The organism is Granulicatella sp. 572.rep1_STHE (assembly GCF_001073445.1).
GTDB classification, from domain to species: Bacteria; Bacillota; Bacilli; order Lactobacillales; family Aerococcaceae; genus Granulicatella; species Granulicatella adiacens.
This window is the reverse complement of the sequence record NZ_JVBO01000045.1, coordinates 69713-87868: the sequence shown is the minus strand read 5'-3', so window position 1 is coordinate 87868 and position 18156 is coordinate 69713. Positions and strand designations below refer to the sequence as shown.

15 protein-coding genes and 1 pseudogene are annotated in these 18156 nt (G+C 39.4%); 2 read left to right on the top strand and 14 right to left on the bottom strand.

The genetic code is table 11. The annotated features are described in order from the left end of the window. Nucleotides 1-477: 477 nt before the first annotated feature. From ADH99_RS09850 to tetA(60), 11 genes are all read right to left on the bottom strand, one after another. Entirely contained in the window at nucleotides 478-660 is a 183-nt protein-coding gene (locus ADH99_RS09850) for a DUF6903 family protein (RefSeq protein ID WP_065427280.1), read from the bottom strand. Then, nucleotides 657-2897, bottom strand: a complete 2241-nt coding sequence (gene gnpA / locus ADH99_RS09845; protein WP_049554481.1) for a 1,3-beta-galactosyl-N-acetylhexosamine phosphorylase — start codon at nucleotides 2895-2897, stop codon at nucleotides 657-659. The genes ADH99_RS09850 and gnpA overlap by 4 nt, the downstream gene beginning before the upstream one ends. 23 nt (nucleotides 2898-2920) lie before the next feature. Further along, nucleotides 2921-3799, bottom strand: coding sequence for a carbohydrate ABC transporter permease (locus ADH99_RS09840; protein WP_005607199.1), 879 nt, complete (start codon nucleotides 3797-3799; stop codon nucleotides 2921-2923). Between the two features lie 11 nt (nucleotides 3800-3810). After that, entirely contained in the window at nucleotides 3811-4695 is an 885-nt protein-coding gene (locus ADH99_RS09835; RefSeq protein WP_005607200.1) for a carbohydrate ABC transporter permease, read from the bottom strand. A gap of 110 nt (nucleotides 4696-4805) precedes the next feature. After that, entirely contained in the window at nucleotides 4806-6155 is a 1350-nt protein-coding gene (locus ADH99_RS09830; RefSeq protein WP_049554482.1) for a carbohydrate ABC transporter substrate-binding protein, read from the bottom strand. A 207-nt stretch (nucleotides 6156-6362) separates the two neighbouring features. Further along, the gene (locus tag ADH99_RS09825) at nucleotides 6363-6965 is read right to left on the bottom strand and encodes a YczE/YyaS/YitT family protein (protein ID WP_049554483.1); all 603 of its coding nucleotides are present in this window, start codon (nucleotides 6963-6965) and stop codon (nucleotides 6363-6365) included. A gap of 11 nt (nucleotides 6966-6976) precedes the next feature. Then, entirely contained in the window at nucleotides 6977-7156 is a 180-nt protein-coding gene (locus ADH99_RS09820) for a hypothetical protein (RefSeq protein WP_049554484.1), read from the bottom strand. After that, the gene (locus tag ADH99_RS09815) at nucleotides 7143-7829 is read right to left on the bottom strand and encodes an NAD(P)H-dependent oxidoreductase (protein WP_049554485.1); all 687 of its coding nucleotides are present in this window, start codon (nucleotides 7827-7829) and stop codon (nucleotides 7143-7145) included. Before ADH99_RS09815 ends, ADH99_RS09820 begins: the two co-directional genes overlap by 14 nt. Before the next feature lies 1 nt (nucleotide 7830). Continuing rightward, nucleotides 7831-8979: an amidohydrolase gene (locus tag ADH99_RS09810; protein ID WP_049554486.1), complete on the bottom strand. Its 1149-nt coding sequence runs from the start codon at nucleotides 8977-8979 to the stop codon at nucleotides 7831-7833. A 155-nt stretch (nucleotides 8980-9134) separates the two neighbouring features. Continuing rightward, on the bottom strand, nucleotides 9135-10874 hold the full coding sequence (tetB(60), locus tag ADH99_RS09805; RefSeq protein ID WP_049554487.1) for a tetracycline efflux ABC transporter Tet(60) subunit B: 1740 nt from the start codon (nucleotides 10872-10874) through the stop codon (nucleotides 9135-9137). After that, on the bottom strand, nucleotides 10871-12610 hold the full coding sequence (gene tetA(60), locus ADH99_RS09800) for a tetracycline efflux ABC transporter Tet(60) subunit A (RefSeq protein WP_049554488.1): 1740 nt from the start codon (nucleotides 12608-12610) through the stop codon (nucleotides 10871-10873). The genes tetB(60) and tetA(60) overlap by 4 nt, the downstream gene beginning before the upstream one ends. A 326-nt stretch (nucleotides 12611-12936) precedes the next feature. Between tetA(60) and ADH99_RS09795 the strand changes: the two genes are divergently transcribed. Then, nucleotides 12937-13920: a rhodanese-related sulfurtransferase gene (locus ADH99_RS09795; RefSeq protein WP_049554489.1), complete on the top strand. Its 984-nt coding sequence runs from the start codon at nucleotides 12937-12939 to the stop codon at nucleotides 13918-13920. 285 nt (nucleotides 13921-14205) lie between these two features. On the opposite strand, the gene glf is transcribed toward ADH99_RS09795, so the two are convergent. After that, the gene (glf, locus tag ADH99_RS09790; RefSeq protein ID WP_049554490.1) at nucleotides 14206-15315 is read right to left on the bottom strand and encodes a UDP-galactopyranose mutase; all 1110 of its coding nucleotides are present in this window, start codon (nucleotides 15313-15315) and stop codon (nucleotides 14206-14208) included. A gap of 651 nt (nucleotides 15316-15966) precedes the next feature. On the opposite strand from glf, the pseudogene ADH99_RS09785 reads away from it, so the two are divergent. Next, a pseudogene (locus ADH99_RS09785) lies at nucleotides 15967-16101 on the top strand (IS3 family transposase); the annotation flags it as partial. 308 nt (nucleotides 16102-16409) lie between these two features. On the opposite strand, the gene ADH99_RS09780 reads toward ADH99_RS09785, so the two are convergent. Together ADH99_RS09780 and ADH99_RS09775 are read right to left on the bottom strand one after the other, a co-directional pair. Beyond that, a complete protein-coding gene (locus ADH99_RS09780) occupies nucleotides 16410-16925 on the bottom strand; it encodes a DUF308 domain-containing protein (RefSeq protein WP_049554491.1) in 516 nt (171 codons plus the stop codon). Between the two features lie 193 nt (nucleotides 16926-17118). Beyond that, nucleotides 17119-18135, bottom strand: a complete 1017-nt coding sequence (locus ADH99_RS09775; protein ID WP_049554492.1) for a glycosyltransferase family 2 protein — start codon at nucleotides 18133-18135, stop codon at nucleotides 17119-17121. Nucleotides 18136-18156 lie beyond the last annotated feature (21 nt).

The following is an 18156-nucleotide window of genomic DNA, read 5'->3' as shown; positions in this document are numbered from 1 at the left end:
CCTTGCTAGATTCATATAGTAGCAGTAAAAGGAAAAAGGATTAAAGGTGAATAAATGGGAGTTGGGGATTTATCCCTTACTCCCATTTTGAACTTTAAAGGTGAGAGACTATAGGCTCGAACCGGTCCCATTTATTCTCCTCCACCATCTCCCTTTCTTGGCAGGGCACAATATTTAAAAGCACTGTGATTACGAAGAGGATTTGTCGGGCTCTTATAGTAGCAGTAATGGGAATTAGGATCAAAGGTGAATAAATGGGAGTTGGGGATTTATCCCTTACTCCCATTTTGAACTTTGAAGGTGAGAGACTACAGGCTCGAACCGGTCCCTCATTTCAGCTACTATGAAACGAACCCACAAATCCTCGAAGTAATCACAAACCTCGGGTTTGTATTATTTTATTTTTTAATATTGTGTCTATGCAAACAGGAACAGGGGCTTGTTTGTAAACAAGCCCCTGTTCCTAGTTAAGTTTTATTACCGTTTCATCGATTTTGAGTACGGACGATTGTAATCCCATAGCAAGAGAAGTAATCCAGCAAGACCAACTAACATTGTAGCCACGCCTTCTTTTCCAACCATCTGATGCCCCAAAATAACTACATAAAAGAATACCAACATCAATACGAAGCGGATCCAATTTTTTACTTTAGGATTCATGATATCTTCTCCCATCTAATTTCACTTGGCTCAAGTTCCACTGTTCTAGATACTCCTTCACCATCATAAACAAGTGTCGATTGTGCTTCATTCGTATTATTCACAATCGCATACACTCCTTTTTCAGGATAAGCATGTACTTCGACTAATGGATTACTTGCATACCATTTTGTTAATTCACTTTCTTTATTCGCTGCGTAGAATAACGCACGCATTAATAATCTTGTATTTTCTGGTGTGTATGGAAGTCCTGCGATGTAAACCCCACGACCTTTTCCGTAAGGGTTCGCTGCAAGATGGATTTCCCCGAATTCTTTTCCTTCGGCATTAGCTGGAAGAACGATTCCTTCTTCAACGCCACCTGCGCTCACTTTCGGATTGCTAAACTCAAGTACTTCTGTTGCACTCGTTAAGCCATACACGTTTTTAATATTTTCCCCAAAGTCAATCTTATGAACATCTTCAATATCTTCGATAATAAAGTGTTCTTTCAATTCTTTAGTAAAATATTTATCTGTTGAAAGGCTATATCCCATTTCTCTTTCAACGCCCAAAATATCTCCAAGTTGGAAGAATCTTCCTTGGTGATGAACGGCTGTTGGTTCCCCAACTCCGATAAATCCTCCACCATTATACACGAATTCACGAATCCGTGTAATGAGTGTTTCATTCTTCCAAACCTCTCCACCGCTAAATGAAGTTCCGGCATCCCCCGCGTTTATGATGACATCGACACCTTCTGGAACTCCACCATGAATAATATCGTCAAAGCTGATGAAGCTTACGTCCACACTCGCGCCACTTAATGCTTCCATAATTCCAAGGTAAGAATAGATTTGTTTGTATGGAAGTTCATGCGCTACCATGTGTGATTGCCATGTTCTTAAACGCCCCCATGCGTTTAAGATAGCTACCTTCAAACCAGTATATGGTTTTGTATGTTTAACGATATCGTAGATTTCTCTAAATTCATCTGTTACATGTTCAATGTAGTCGACAAATTTAGGGAATTTGTATGCAAGACTTAAATAACCACCATATCCGATACGGTCTACAGGGTTACGCATGATCGCACGTCTTGCGGATAACCAGTTTTTATTGGCTTCAATCGTAGGATCGTTTCCTTCACGGAATACATCTGGGAAGAAGTATGGTAAGAATCTTCCTTCAGTATATTTTACGTGTGGAGTATCTGAAATCATACGAAGAGTTGCTCCGCCGCCGACAGAACCAACCACTGCATCTAATCCGATTTGTTCGAAGTATGGTCCATATGGTTCAGTTCCAATCCAGTTATCTCCTAAGAACATCATGGCTTCTTTACCAGCGTCGTGTACTTCGTCGACTAGTTTTTTCGCTTCTCTGGCAACAAATGCTTGAATGAAGTCGATATAGTCTAAGTACGCTTTACTTGGTGTACGGAATGTTGAGTTGTAATACCCTTCATCCACAATATCTTCGGCTCTTAAGCGATAGCCTTTTTCCTTGGCAAAAGCTTCTAGCGCTGCGACTGAAACGCTAGCACCATATCCGAACCAGTCCACAAATTTTTCTTTTCCTAAGTTGTTGAAAATCAATGTGAAATGATAGAAGAACGTTGTGAAACGAACCACATCTGTATCCGGATTCTCTTTTAACCATTGTTTTAAATAATCATGCATAAATTGATTTGAATGCGGTCCACGTACATCAAAAGGAATATCGTGAGGAACATCTCCCCAGTTATTCGTAATATGATTGTACATTTGTGTTGGATCCCAAATCGCATACACTAGAAACGACACGGTATATTCATGGAAAGGCTTTGTCCCTTGAATCGTAACCGTATTATTTTCTTGGTTAATCGACCAACGTTCTACCGGCACAACTTCTCCTGTTGTACGGTCAATGACTTCCCAATATTTTTTTGGATCATGCACATAATCCGGTTGAACTTGATCTTCAAAGTACCCTTCCATAAATGGAATCGTTAATGTTTCTTCCGTTGCTAACCAAAACTTAGACATTACGAAGATTTGTTGGCACTCTTCCATATAATCTTTAATAAAATCATTGTGATTTCGTGCTACAAAATACGTCGTATAAATTTTTGCGTCTAATTGTTTAGTGGCTTCATCAAGTTTTGTTCCATCACTATCACGAATGGCATCGGCACCCCAACGCTCGAGTAATTCTTTTGTTTGCTCTAAAAAATTAGATTCACTTGGTAGGGTTAAACGCCCTTTTGTTTTACCCATATACTCTCCTCCTGCGATGACGACTACTCTTTCGAGCCTCCCAATGTCATCCCTTGTGTTAATTTATTTTGAACTAAAATATATAAAATCAATGTTGGTAACATTACGATTACCATCCCTGCGTACATTTGACCATATTCTGCCGCACCACGTTGTGCTTGAAGTAAGTTCTTAAGTCCTACAGGAAGTGTTTGATTTTTACCTGGCATCAACGTCAAAGCAATAATGTATTCATTCCAGAAAGAAAGGAAATTAAACAAAATTACTGTGATAATACTTGGTCGTGCCATTGGTGTCATTACACGAAGCATTGTTGTGAAATATCCTGCACCGTCAATCGATGCTGCTTCTTCAAATGTTGTCGGTAATGTTTTGAAGAAATTCGATAATAAGTAAATCGTGAATGGCAATGATGTCGCAGCATAGACTACAGCTAAGACAAAAATATTATTTAGGAAGAAGCCGTTAATTCCAAGCCCTTTTAGTCCCTTATCCCAGTCGAGTAACATTAAGAAGATTGGCACCACAATGTAGTTTACATTGATGAATAATCCACCTTTTAGCAATGAATTCACGAATCGACTTCCTGGGAATTTATAACGAGCTAATACATAAGAAGATGGAATCGCTACTACTACTAAAATAACTAATGCTAAAGCCGTAACAATAACGGAGTTGAGCAAGTAATCTCCCATTTTCGCCTTATTCCAAGCATCTAAAAAGTTTTGCCAGTAGAAACCTTCTGGCAAGGTCCATGGCGAACCATAAAATTCTCTATTTTCTTTAATAGAAGCTAAGAAGACCCATCCGACAGGTACAATAATACTAATCGCTAATGTAATTAGCGCAACATAGATGAAAGCCTTATAAAGCTTTTCAAATGAACGTGTTTGTCCTTTCATGATCTCCCCTCCTAGTATTCAAGAATATCGCGTTTCGTAATGTGACTTACGATACCGGATAATCCAAATGAGAATATAAAGACAACTACCCCGATAGCCATACCGTATCCGTATGAAGAGTTTGTATAAGCTTGTTTGAACATGTAGCTTAAGAACACTTCCGTAGATCCGTCTGGTCCACCGTCTGTCAAGATTTGTACTAATAAGAAACTTAAGTTAATCGTACTAATAATGAAGAATGTTAATGTTGTACGAATACTGTTCCAAATTAATGGCAATGTAACGTTAAAGAATTTTCCAATTTTCCCTGCCCCATCAAGGTCTGCAGCTTCATATAAGCTAGCTGGAATATTCGCCATCCCTGCCATGTACATTACCATGTAATATCCAATCGCTTGCCAAATGAGTGCGAAAGCTAATGAATAAATGACAATACTTTGATCTCCAAGCCATAATCGATTCCATGCTTCTGGTAAAATCGCATTTAATAGACCTGCTTTTGGATCGTATACTGCTGATAAAATCCCTGCAATAACTACGATTGATAAAATATTAGGAATATAGAAAATGATTCTAAACAAATTATTTCCACGAATCTTTTCTGTCGAAAGAATCGCTGCAAAAACAACCGCTAATACAACTGTAAAGATCGTCACAACTACAATGAGTAAGATTGTATTTTGCATTGTTCTAAAGAAGTTTTCATCCATCCATAAAATTTTAAAATTATCTAAACCAACAAATTCCTTATTATTTGAAAATCCGCCCCATCTAAAAAGTGACATACGGAACACTTCAATTGTTGGATAAATCATGAACGTAAAAAATAAAATTAGTGCAGGTAATAAACACACGAGAATAAATAAATTTCTCTCTCTTTTTCTACGATTTTTCATCGTTCTGCCCTCTTTCCAACCATTTTTAGATAAAATGAGAGTGGGTGGAAGGAATTTTCACCCTTGAAAATTGCTTCGCATCCCACTCCTATTTAATTCTTTCTATCGAATTATTGAACTGCTGCTTTTAACTTTTGGCTAACTTCTTCAACAGATTTTTGCCATTCAGCAATTGTTTTTTGACCAGATGCTACAGAGTCAATTTGTCCATATAATGTATCCTTCATGCTTACACCTTCAACTGGTTTAGTAGCTACGAAGTTACCATTAATAACACCATCTACTTCATCTACAACTTTATATAATGCTTTCAATTCTTCTGGTAATTTTGCTGTTACACCTTTAATTGGTTGTGCTGCGTTGTATTTAGCAAAGATTTCAGCTGCTTTATCTGAGTACAAGAATGATAAGAATTCTTTAGCTGCTGCTTGATTCTTAGATTCTTTTGGAACCCAAATGTGTTCGAAGAATGAGTAAATATAACGTTTGCCACCTTTTTCGATTGCTGGAGCAGCAGTCATAGCCCATTTGAAGCCTTCAGCTCTAGGAGCTTTTGCCATTTCACCAACTACCCAAGTACCGTTTGGCATGAATAAAGCTTTGTTATCTAAGATTAATTGTTGGTTCTTAGTGAAGCTTTGTTTATTTGCATTTGCAACTGTTGAAGGTTCAACATTTGATAAGAATGTTCCCATTGCTTCAAAAGCTTTAGTTGCTTCTGGAGAAGTGAATGCTCCTGTGTCGTATTTCATTGCTTTGTTGAATAAATCAACACCACCAGCGTTTGCTAATAATGCTGGGAAGAAGCTATCTAAGTATCCTGTAGTTGGATAAGTGAATAGTGAAATATTTTCTTTCTTAGCTTTTTCAGCTAATTCTTTCATTCCAGCGATATCTTTAGGAACTTCCCAACCTTTAGATTTGAATAATCCTTCGTTGTAGAATAATCCTGTTGGAGCGTAGAACATTGGTGCTAAGTAGTGTTTTCCATCTCCATAAGGGTCAGTTACTGTAGATCCTAATACATTGTTTAATAATTTGTCAGAAACTTTTTTATCTTCGCCATATACTTTCATGTCGAATAAGTCTGTTAAATCAGCTAATGCTTTATCTTTAATTAAAGTTTCTGGTAATGCTTGTTTACGTCCTAATGCAAGCATTACGATATCTGGATAATCTCCTGCTTTCATTTGAGGCGTGATTTTATCTTCAATTTCTTTATCTTGAGTCAATTCCACTTTTACATTTGGATTTGCTTCTTCATAAGCTTTGATGATTGCTGGCCACATTTCTGAACCATAACCACTTTCTAAAGCTGCTAATTTAAGAGTTGTTTTCTCTTTACTTTCTGCTTTAGTTGTTGAATCCGCCTTACTAGTGTTATTGCTGTTATTTCCGCAAGCTGCTAAAGTTACACTTGCTAATAACGCTGCACTTGATAGTAATACTTTCTTTTTCATGTTGTCTCCCCCTAGTTTCTATTACTTTTTAAGACATCTTCAGTTTACTATGGAAAAACCGCTTTCACAATAACTATTTTGCTTTCGACTTGTACTATTTTGCTGTCTTAGAAAACGATACCATCCAAATTTTCATTTTTCTTTTTGTTTATAAAAAATTAAATCCTATTTACAAGAGTACTGTCCTTGCAAATAGGATTTGCTTTCTTATTTAATGGGAAGTAATTTTTTCAAAATCACCATTGTCTGATCCATAATCACTCCACTAATTACTAGTGAAACAACTGGTCCAATCGTTGGCCATTGTCCCATAATGGCTGCGATAATTACACAACTAGCATCAATTAAGAACTTGTTTCGTGGTATAGACGTTTTGAATTTTTCGTGCAGGGCAAGGGTTGCGGCGATATAAGGTCCAACCCCAAGTTCTGCTAAGGCATAGACTGCACATCCTATGGCAATTAAGGCAATCCCTACAACCATCGCAATTATTTTTATGGTAATATCCATTTCCGCAATAGCGCTAAAGTCAAACAGATTAATAAAGAAGCTCTGCAAGAACATCCCTACAACCGTGCCAAATCCAATATACCTCCAGTTGATACTAAATGTAATTCCAAGAAATACAAGAGAGACTATAATGTTCGCCGTTCCCATATCTACCCCAAAGGTGCGATTTAATCCTTCCCACACAAGAACGACAACGTCAGCTCCTAATGTACTCGAACCAGCCATCTTTGCGCCCAGCCCGATTAAAAAACAGGAAATGACTAATAAAACTAATCGAAGTCCTAATTTATCTTTTTTCAATCTCATTCTCCTTATTTGGACCAGTTTTCTGGACTCCACATCCGCCCATCTAACTCTCCATGTGCTTGTTCAATTCGTTTTGCTTGTTCTAAAAGAAGAGTTTTTGCAGCCACAAGCAAAGCGCGTTCTTTATATTCTTTTTCTTCCGCAGTCCATGCATCAAGTAACCCAATCTTCTCAATAATCTCCATATTGACTCTCCTCCCAATTACTCAGATGCATCTCGAGCTCCATTCTTTCGTCCTGGTTCTCTTTGATCCACTCTGCGATTTGTTCCCACTCGGCACCTTTCATTGATTGTGCACGTTCGATAAACCAATCTTCTGTATTTTTTAATGTCCCGTGGTGTTCTTTCGTCACATATTGTAAATATTCCACGAGTAACGTTTGTTTGGCGATTTCAGTCTTATAATCAAATTGATGAACTTCAAAAATCGGTAAATACTTCCAACCCATTGCATTGGCTAACGCTTGAAATGGACGCATGAGTTCCGAAATCGTAAATTGCTCTTTTCCTCCTGCTCGAAAAGCTTCTTCTTTTACCCCAAGTGTTACAACGATTCCGAGTTCCTTAATTTGCTTTGCAAAGCATGCACTCTTACTCATCACCGTATCAATCCATTCCTTCATGGCAGCAGGTGCTTGGTACCAATACATTGGGAATTGAAGAATGAGTCTCTTGGCTCCACTTTCTAACAGTGCTTTTTCTTCAGTCGCTCTTGTAAAATGAGGCTTTCTCTCACTCCATACTTCGTCTAAATGGCGAACCGTTACAGTTTCTTCCCCTTTTAACGTTGCGAGGAAAAACTGTTGGCTCGATGAAGTTTGAATCGTTGGATGGCTAATGACCACCATTGTTTTCATATTACGCGTTTCCTTTCTGTGAAAGAACTTCTAAAAGTGCATTCGTATTGTCAACAAAATACTGAATCGCAAACGGTAGCGCTGTATCATCGACTAAGAACGCTGGGTGATGCCATTCGTGTGGGCAACCCGTTCCAATAAAGACAAAACATCCTGGAACGTGTTCCATATAATTGGCGAAATCTTCTGCTCCTAAAGTCACTTCAGGTGTCACCACTGTCGCAAATTTCTCCGTTGTGCGTCTCACTACTTTTGTAATTTCTACGTCATTATGCACAACTGGCGGCGTTAAAATCCATTCGATACTTCCTTTTTGCCCGTAAACATCAGCCGTTTGAACAATCATCTTTTCGAATTGCTGCGTCATTTGACGTTCCACTTCTTTATTAAACGTACGAATCGTTCCTTCAAAAAATACTTTCTCTGGAATCACATTCCATGTATTCCCTGCTTCGATATGCGATACGCTTAATACCACTGGTTCAAGTGGGGATGTATGACGTGCAACAATCGCTTGAGCATTTGCAATCACTTGGCAAGCCGTAACGATGGGGTCGTTTCCGTTATGCGGTGCTGCAGCGTGCGTTCCTACCCCTGTAATTTCGGCTTTAAACTGGCCGACTGCTGCCATCAGAGGTCCTTCCTTCACACCAATCGTTCCAACTGGAAGTTCTGGCTTATTATGGAATCCAATAATCGCATCCACTCCATCAAGCACACCTTCAGAAATCAATGCGCGTGCTCCACGGTTACTTTCTTCGGCTGGTTGGAAAATAAAACGAACTTTCCCTTGTAATTTGTCTTCTTGTGCCTTTAATACTTGAACGGCTCCCAGCAAGCTTGCGGTATGAAAATCATGTCCACACGCATGCATCGCTCCTTCATTTTTCGAAGCGTAGTCTAATCCTGTTTGTTCCACAATCGGTAAGGCATCGATGTCAGCACGTAAGGCTAATGTTGGTCCATTGTCGTTTCCGATTTCTGCGACCACTCCCGTCTTAGACTTTAAATCCCAGCAAGTAAGTCCCATCGCTTCTAGGGCTTCTCGGATATAGCGCGTTGTTTCAACTTCTTCTCCAGATACTTCTGGATACATATGTAAATGGCGGCGGTGCGTTGTTGCACGTTCAATAACTTCTTTCGTAATCATACGTTCTCTCCTCAATCAGTTTCCTACACATTGTAACAAACTAAGAGGCGTAATGCACCATGAATTCCCTTGAAAAAACACTAAAAAAATAAAGTTTACCGCTACGAAAGAAAAGACACTGTTTCAAAGGAAACAGCGTCTTGTATTTTTTAAAATTATCCTTTTTGTAGGGCGACCATTTCGGCATATTGACCTTGCAGTTGAAGCAATTCATCATGCGTTCCACGTTCTACAATTTCTCCTTTATCCAACACAAAAATTTGGTCAGCATGAGCAATTGTGGAAAGTCGGTGAGCAATCATAAAGGTTGTACGCCCTTCTTTGACGACATTAATTGCATTCTGAATAATCTCTTCTGTCTCGGTATCGATATGCGAAGTTGCCTCGTCTAAAATTAAGATTTTCGGGTCAAAGACGATCGCACGAGCAAATGAAATCAGTTGGCGTTCTCCTGAAGAGAAATCCATTCCTTTTTCTTTCACCTCGTAGTCCAAGCCCTTGTCACTCTTCGTAAGTAGATGTCCTCCACCCACTTTAATAATCGCCTCTTTTATCGTCTCAGGCTCAATCGATTCATTATTGAGCCCTACATTTGAAGCAATCGTTCCTGTAAAGAGGTACGGATCTTGAAGAACGATTCCCATCTCGCTTCGAACACTACGTCTGTTAAAGTCGCGTGTGTTTTTGCCATCGATGAAGATAGCACCACTCGTTGGGTCGTAGAAGCGAAACAGTAAGTTCATAATGGATGATTTCCCTGAACCAGTATGTCCGACAAAAGCAACCGTCTGTCCTGGTTCTACCGTGAAATTCAAGTGTTTCAACACAGGAACTCCCGCTGTGTACTCAAAACTCACATCTTTAAATTCGATACATCCTTCATCAAACGTGAAGAGCTCTTCTCCCGATTCCTCGCTCGGTGTATCCATTAGTTCAAACACACGGTCACCAGCAGCCATTGATTGCTGGAAGCCAGACACGACATTCATAAAAGTTTGAATCGGCTCATATATACGATTAATGTAGTCAATAAATGCATATAAAAGACCTGCTGAAATCCCGAGTGTTCCACCGATAAACTGCATACTGAAATAATAGATAACTCCAAAATGAGTAATGTTTCGAAGCATGCCGACAAGACTCCACGAGAAGTACGACTCAAGAATTAATTCCTTACGACCAACTTCTACCCAAGAAGTTGCCGTGGCATCATATTCTGCAACAATTTTTTCTTCTTGCTGGAAGGCTTGAACGATGCCTGCTCCTTGAATGCTTTCGTTTAATTGTCCACTCAACTGACTATAGAGTTCACGATTTTCGGAATAGTATTTTTTCTGCTTCGTAGCAACGGTTCTCTGCCATAGAATCATCACAGGAACTAGGAATAATAATACGAGTCCTAGCGTTGCGTTTAATAAGAAAATGGTTATATAAACACCTACCAACATCACAATCGTACTGAAAAGCGTCGAAATCCCACTCACGTAGAAGTTTGCACGCACTGATTCTGTATCACTTGTAATTCTAGAAACCACTTTCCCAGCTGGTAAATGGTCGAAGTACGATACCGGCAAGGTTTGTACATGCTCGAACACTTCGTCACGAATGCGTTTTGCAATACGGTTTGAGAGAGTCTTCATATATACACGGTTTAAATAGGCCCCAGCAACTCCCACTAAGTTCACTGTCACGTAAATACCAACCCATAAAAGTAGGCCACCTGCTTTGAAATCATGCGCCTGCCCCATCGGAGTAATCACATTATCGATAATGTGTTTCGCAACGAGTGGCCCTGTTAAGGTTGCTCCTGTTGAGAGTAACAGGCAGAAGAGTCCAATCAGAACTCCTTTTTTCTCATAACGGAGGTAGCTTAATAATCGCTTCATCGTTCTCATTCGATTTCCTCCTCCATTTCTTTTGTGAGATACTGTTCATAGTACCATCCTCGTTGTTCGAGCAGCTCCTCGTGGGTACCCCTCTCACTAATACGTCCTTCATTCATCACAATAATTTCATCCGCATGACGAATTGCAGAAAGTCTGTGCGCAGAAATGATATTCATACAACCTCCGCGTTCTTGTTGCAAGTGCGAGATAATTTCCCTTTCCGTTTTCGCATCAACTGCAGATAACGCATCATCCAAAATTAAGCATTCACGGTTGCGTAAGAAAGCACGAGCAATCGATAAGCGTTGTTTTTGACCTCCACTGAGCGATACCCCTTTTTCTCCGACCATCGTATCGAGCTCGTCTGGCATTCGTTTCACGTCTCCTTCAAAAGAGGCTAGCGTCAACGCTTCCCAAATTTCATCATCCGTTGCATCCTCTTTTCCGAATAACATATTCTCGCGAATCGTCCGTGAGAAAAGTGTATGCTCTTGTGGTACATAGGCCAAATGCCCTGCCACCGTTTGACTATCGTAATCAATCAACGGTTCTTCGTTAATAAAGAGCTTTTCTCCTTTGTAGGGGAACTGATGTAATAATTGCATCAAGAGTGTTGTTTTTCCAGAACCTGTTTTCCCCACGATTCCAAGAGTCTCGCCTTTTTTCAAAGTAAGATTAATTCCTTTTAATAAGGACGCCTCTTCTCCTGGATACGTAAAATGGAAGTCTTTAAACTCTATCGATTCAATCGTCTCGAGCGCTTTTGTTCCACCACGTTCGATGTCATCGTCATATCTTAATATTTCATTAATACGCTCGGTTGCCACTTTTCCGCGTTTGTAGTTCGTGATAATATCGCCAATCATAAACATCGGCCACATAATCGCTCCCATATAGACTTGGAAGGCAATGACATCCCCAACGAGAATGGTCCCATTCGACACCAAGTACCCACCGTAAAAAAGCGCAATTGTAAAGCTGATCATCATAAATAATTGCGCGAGCGGAATAAAGCGAGATTCAATTTCTGACACAATGATATTTTGTTTCATAGCCTTTTTCGTTTTCGCACGAAACTCATCCATCATCGCGTCTTCTTGCCCGTAAGCTCGAATAACGTAAGTACCGTCAATCATCTCCAGTACTTCATTATTCAGTTGAGAGACCGCGTTTTGCGCCTTGTTGTACTCTTCTTCGAGATCAAATCCCCATTTATACACGAGATATGAAAGGATTGGAAGTGGTAAAATCGCAACGATGGTCAGTGGCAACGAAATCGTTGTGACCATCATATAAATCGATACCGTCACCATCAATGTTGAGTTCATGAGTGCAAACATTCCGAACCCCATCATATCGCCAATCGTCATCACATCTTCACTGCTACGGGTAATAATGTCCCCCGTTCTAAAATGCGCATAAAACGGAATTTTCTTCATCAAATTATTCCGCAATAATTTCACACGCAATTCCTTTTGCATTTCATAATAGCCCATAAAAATCAAATTTGTCCAAATACTCTCCGTAATATAGGCCACGAGAATAATCCCTACTAAAATCACAAGTTGCGTCCAGAGCCAATCGCCGTTCAGTTCATTCGCGACGATTTTATCGACTACTTGTCCCACAATTCTAGCGGGATAAACCGAAGCGATACTACTTCCAATCATTAATACAAAACTAACAAGATAGCGCATCGGATGTTTTTTTATAAAGCCTATCACTAATTTTATTAAATCGTTCATCGTTTTCCTCCATCAAAAAAAGCCGTTACCTTCCCCATGCATGGAAAAAGTAACAGCTTCATTCCTAATCATTTCTAAAAAATGCGCTATAACTGAATCACTTGAATTGGAAGGTTCATCATTCTATTCACTCGTTTTACTACTAAGTTGTTCATTGATTTCTCCTCCAATCTCTCAAAATTTTATGTTACATCTGAAATTATACCTTAAATCGCTGTCATGTCAATACCTTTCGAAGATTTTCACAATCGAATTCATTGATAATGGTTCTCAATACGGTTACAATAGAACCATTACAAACTAGAAAAGGATGAAAGAACTACAATATGGCAAAAGATATTCGTGTTTTACTTTATTATAAATACGTTCCAATCGAGAATGCGGAACAATTCGCTGCAGATCATTTAGCATTCTGCAAATCAATCGGATTAAAAGGACGTATCCTTGTCGCTGACGAAGGAATCAACGGAACTGTATCTGGTGATTATGAAACCACTCAAAAATATATGGACTATGTACACTCTCTTCCTGGCATGGAAGACTTATGGTTTAAAATCGACGAAGAAAACGAGCAAGCCTTCAAGAAGATGTTCGTTCGTTACAAAAAAGAAATCGTACACCTTGGTTTAGAGGACAACGACTTCGATAACGATATTAACCCATTAGAAACAACAGGTGCTTACCTTTCTCCAAAAGAATTCAAGGAAGCTCTTTTAGACGAAAACACTGTTGTACTAGACACTCGTAACGACTACGAATACGACCTAGGTCACTTCCGCGGTGCAATCCGTCCTGACATTCGCAACTTCCGTGAATTACCACAATGGGTTCGCGATAACAAAGAGAAATTCATGGACAAACGTGTCGTTGTTTACTGTACAGGTGGCGTTCGCTGTGAGAAATTCTCTGGCTGGATGGTTCGTGAAGGCTACAAAGATGTTGGTCAATTACACGGTGGTATCGCAACTTACGGAAAAGACCCAGAAGTTCAAGGCGAATTATGGGATGGAAAAATGTACGTATTCGATGAGCGTATCGCTGTTGACATCAACCACGTAGACCCAGTGGTTATCGGGAAAGACTGGTTCGATGGTACACCTTGCGAACGTTACGTAAACTGTGGTAACCCAGAATGTAACCGTCGTATCTTAGCTTCTGAAGAAAACGAAGACAAATACTTACGTGGTTGCTGCCATGAATGCCGTGTTCACCCACGCAACCGCTACGTACAAGAGCACAATCTATCACTAGAAGAAGTTGTCTCTCGTCTTCAAGCCATTGGCGAAGAACTAGATACAGTAAATGCTTAATTTGATGAACAATCTAAAACATTTTTGGTTTGATTGATTGTGTATGGATTCCAAAGAATCTTGCGGATTTCATAGCCACAATAATGGGAAATCGTATTAAAGATTCATTAGAGGGCGTAGGGATTTATTCCTTACGCCCTTTTTGAAGCTTTAAAGGTGAGAGACTACAGGCTCGAACCGGTACCCCATTATTGTAGTTATGATAAAATCCGCTAGGATTCGAAGGAATCAAATAACCATCACAACACAAAAACACCCTATATTTCATATAGGGTGTTTCTTCATTTACTCAAATTCATGTTTAACGGTTTCTAGTGCAGCGGCGATGACTTGATGCATATCGTAATAACGATACTGTCCAAGTCGTCCACCGAAGATGACTTGCGGAACCGTCTGTGCTAATTTCTTATACTGCGCATATAAGTCGTTGTTAACTTGATTATTCACTGGGTAATAAGGCTCGTCGCCCACCTTCCAATCGGCAGGATATTCCCTCGTAATCACAGTTTTTGGCTGAGTACCAAACTCAAAATGCTTATGCTCAATGATACGAGTATATGGCGTTTCGCGGTCTGTATAGTTTACTACCGCATTTCCTTGGTAGTTTTCCACGTCCACGACTTCTGTTTCAAATCGCAATGAACGATATTCCAGCGTTCCAAGTTCATAATCAAAGAACTCGTCAATCATTCCCGTGAAGACGATTTTGGCACCACTATTTAAGTACTCGTCTTTTTTCGCGAAGAAATCGACATTCAACTCGACTTCGATATTTTCATGATCCAGCATGGCTTCAATCATCTTCGTATAGCCGCCAATCGGAATCCCTTGGTACGTATCGTTGAAGTAGTTGTTATCGTAAGTATAGCGAACCGGCAAGCGGCGTATGATAAACGCTGGTAATTCTGTTGCCGAACGTCCCCATTGTTTCTCCGTATAGCCCTTGATGAGCTTATGGTAAATATCTTCCCCAACAAGAGAAATCGCCTGCTCTTCTAAGTTTTCAGGTTCTTTATCACCGAGTACTGCACGTTGCTCACTAATCTTTGCTTCGGCTTCTTGCGGCGTCACCACACCCCATAATTTATTAAAGGTATTCATGTTAAATGGCAAGTTGTAAATCTCACCGTTGAAGTTTGCAACTGGAGTATTGGTATAGCGATTAAATGTCGCAAACTGATGCACGTAATCCCAAATCTTCTTGTCGCTCGTGTGGAAAATATGCGCACCGTATTCGTGCACTTGAATGCCTTCCACTTCTTTTGTATAAATATTCCCCGCAATATGATTTCTCTTCTCAATCACTTTTACTTTATAACCGCGTGTCGCTGCTTCATGCGCAAAGGTCGCACCGAATAATCCAGCACCCACAACGATGTAATCAAATGGTTTCATGTCGTTTCTCCATTTCTTGTATTATCTTGTTTATTATATCATGGACCCTCAAGGCGAACCAAATCGATGAAGCACACTTTGCGAAATTATCATATATGATAATTTCTCCCATAATAAATATCCAGTGGCTTAGCGGGTGGCTTTTCAATTTCGGGCATAGCTCTGATCTCAGAGCGACGCCTCAAGGCGCTCGTGTGGCCTGCGACGAGCACCTATTTATATTTTCCTGTAAACGGATCTTCCAATTCTAATTGTTCCGCTATTTTAATTAGAAAAAAGAAAGTTTTCACTCCTTTTCACACTTTATAAATTTCGCTTTGCTTTTCTTGATTTTACAATCATATAGGCGCCAATAATGACGAGTACGCAGAAAACGACACTTCCCAAAGTGATATTCATAAAAGCAATTTTTTGAGGAATATCGGCACTTCCATGCTCTTTCATCATCATGGTTTGCAAGAAAAAGATAGAAAAGAGAGAGGAAGCAAAACTGATATTTTTACTAGATTTGAGCTCTGGAGAATGAAATTTCCGGATACGAATGATATTAGATATCGCTGTAATGATATTGATGAATGTCGCAAGAGCAATGATGTAGAGCAAGAAAGGATAGCGCGCGTGAATTTGGTCATCATGATGACTGACATAGATGAGAAAACATTTAAGGCACTTAACCAATTGGAACAAGCTATTGTTGACTACATTGATTACTACAACAACAAACGAATTAAGGTAAAACTAAAAGGACTTAGTCCTGTGCAATACAGAACTAAATCCTTCACTTAAATTATTTGTTTAACTTTTGTGGTCAGAACAAACAGTGCTTTTTTTGTTGAAATCGCAAAGAATCTAAGCTTTCTTTTTGCAGATAACATTCGCTCTTTTATTTTCGGTATGATTGAGTCGATGCCCCGTTCTCGACCGGTTATTATTGCAACTTATCGAATGCTAGAGCACTATGCCATCACTTTTTGGAAGAATACTTGGAGCAATTCTACGCAGAATGGAATGCGAAAAAGTGATAATTAAAGAGACGAAAAAGCTGAGAATATGATTTCCCAGCTTTTTTGAATGCGATAGAAATAGCAACTAGACTATTTACGAAAGGCCTCAATAATGTAGGTGAAGCCAGTAACTAAAAATGAAAAGGCAATGACATAAACGACAAAGACACCTGTAGCCACTGGATTGAACAGAATCACTAGACCTAGTAAAAATGCAAGCAAGGCTACCCACGTGATATTGCTACCAATAATAGGGAAAATCAATCCTAGACGATTGCCTTTAAAGAAAGCAATAATGGCTTCTACAATTAACCAAATTCCTACAATGGTCGGAATGACGACCGGCAGGGTCACAAAGCCATAAGCCACGAGGTAAAGAGCTAAGAGAAGATTAACAATCCCTTGGAAAAGATAAACAGGTGAGCGAAGCTCTTTTGGTGCAGAGAAATAGCCTAAAATAGCTGCTATAGAAGAAACCAGTAAACCAAATGCAATCCACCAGCTGTAAGCAACAAGATTAGCTACTGGGTTTGTAAATAGCAAAAGTCCTAAAAAGACAAAAACAACTCCTGTAAGGAACAACAATAAACGATTAGAAAATTTCATACCAATACCTCCGATATAGTATAGTTTAAATATATAAAATATCATACATCTTCTGATAAGAAATATCAATAAAATAAATAGAGAATTTGGAACTTTCAGTCTGATTTGCAATAAATATCCACCGGCTTATGTAAGGTAGACAGAAAATCTAACTTTTAGGGTGCACTTCATGCCTGGTAGTTCAAAACGCTATTTAGTTAAATCCGAAGAAACGTTGTGTCACTGTATAAATTCCATTCGAAAGTACTTGTACAGGTTTGTTCTTCGCCATTGTAATTCTACTTAGCACTGCTTGGCTAATCAGATGGAAGACTTCTGGATTTGCTTCCTTCAAATCCGACAGCAAAGCTTTCTTCTTCTCTTGATGCTCAAGTAGTCCACCCTTATTGAGTAGCGCACAAGAAATTACGGTTGTAATCTCTAAGTGGTTTAATAAGTAGTTCTTCAAAGCGGTTGAAAACTGCCAGTCGCTATGATAACTTGCCATCAATAGTTCATTCACGCGGATTTGTTGGTCGATACGGCTAATCATCACTTTCTCGTTCACGGATTGATCTTCACGACCGATAAAGTAACGGTAAAAATCTACATTCATATAGTATAATTTTTTGCTATATTGCAGTGGGACGAAAACAAATAAATTATCTACGTAGAAAGTATGCTCTGGCAACTGAAGTCCTGATTTACGAAGTAAGTTCATATTGTAAATGAGGGAGTGCATCATCATATATTTCCCACGACGAAGTGGCTTCGCATCATCCCAAGTAAACACTTGATTTTCAGGAAACGCTGAAGTGTAGCGCATAATTTTCTTCGTTTTCGCGCCTTCTTTTTCGTAAACAAAGTTCGTAATGAACACATCTACTTCTTCCCCATTTTTTTCGAAGCGTCGTAATTGTTCTAAGATTTTTAGATAAGCACGCACATCTACCCAGTCGTCACTATCGACCACTTTAAAGTACTTCCCTGTTGCATTCGCCATCCCCGTATTCACGGCTCCACCATGTCCTTTATTCTCTTGATGAATCGCTCGGATAATCGTTGGATAAGCTGCGGCATATTGGTCAGCGATGCGAGCAGTGTCGTCTTTAGAACCATCGTTAATGATTAAAATTTCAACCTCTTCACCACCAGCAAGGAGCGTTTGGATAGAATAATGCATATATTCTTGAGAGTTGTAGCAAGGGACTGCAACGGTTAATAATTTCATGAGTTGTTCCTCTCGTTTCCA

Excerpts from the sequence above, each read along its gene's own strand:
- ADH99_RS09850 (WP_065427280.1), bottom strand. The coding sequence starts at position 660 with ATGAATCCTAAAGTAAAAAATTGGATCCGCTTCGTATTGATGTTGGTA.
- ADH99_RS09830 (WP_049554482.1), bottom strand. The coding sequence starts at position 6,155 with ATGAAAAAGAAAGTATTACTATCAAGTGCAGCGTTATTAGCAAGTGTA.
- ADH99_RS09780 (WP_049554491.1), bottom strand. The coding sequence starts at position 16,925 with ATGAAATTTTCTAATCGTTTATTGTTGTTCCTTACAGGAGTTGTTTTT.
- ADH99_RS09795 (WP_049554489.1), top strand. The coding sequence starts at position 12,937 with ATGGCAAAAGATATTCGTGTTTTACTTTATTATAAATACGTTCCAATC.
- ADH99_RS09810 (WP_049554486.1), bottom strand. The coding sequence starts at position 8,979 with ATGATTACGAAAGAAGTTATTGAACGTGCAACAACGCACCGCCGCCAT.
- ADH99_RS09775 (WP_049554492.1), bottom strand. The coding sequence starts at position 18,135 with ATGAAATTATTAACCGTTGCAGTCCCTTGCTACAACTCTCAAGAATAT.
- glf (WP_049554490.1), bottom strand. The coding sequence starts at position 15,315 with ATGAAACCATTTGATTACATCGTTGTGGGTGCTGGATTATTCGGTGCG.
- ADH99_RS09835 (WP_005607200.1), bottom strand. The coding sequence starts at position 4,695 with ATGAAAAATCGTAGAAAAAGAGAGAGAAATTTATTTATTCTCGTGTGT.
- gnpA (WP_049554481.1), bottom strand. The coding sequence starts at position 2,897 with ATGGGTAAAACAAAAGGGCGTTTAACCCTACCAAGTGAATCTAATTTT.
- ADH99_RS09820 (WP_049554484.1), bottom strand. The coding sequence starts at position 7,156 with ATGGAGATTATTGAGAAGATTGGGTTACTTGATGCATGGACTGCGGAA.
- ADH99_RS09815 (WP_049554485.1), bottom strand. The coding sequence starts at position 7,829 with ATGAAAACAATGGTGGTCATTAGCCATCCAACGATTCAAACTTCATCG.
- ADH99_RS09840 (WP_005607199.1), bottom strand. The coding sequence starts at position 3,799 with ATGAAAGGACAAACACGTTCATTTGAAAAGCTTTATAAGGCTTTCATC.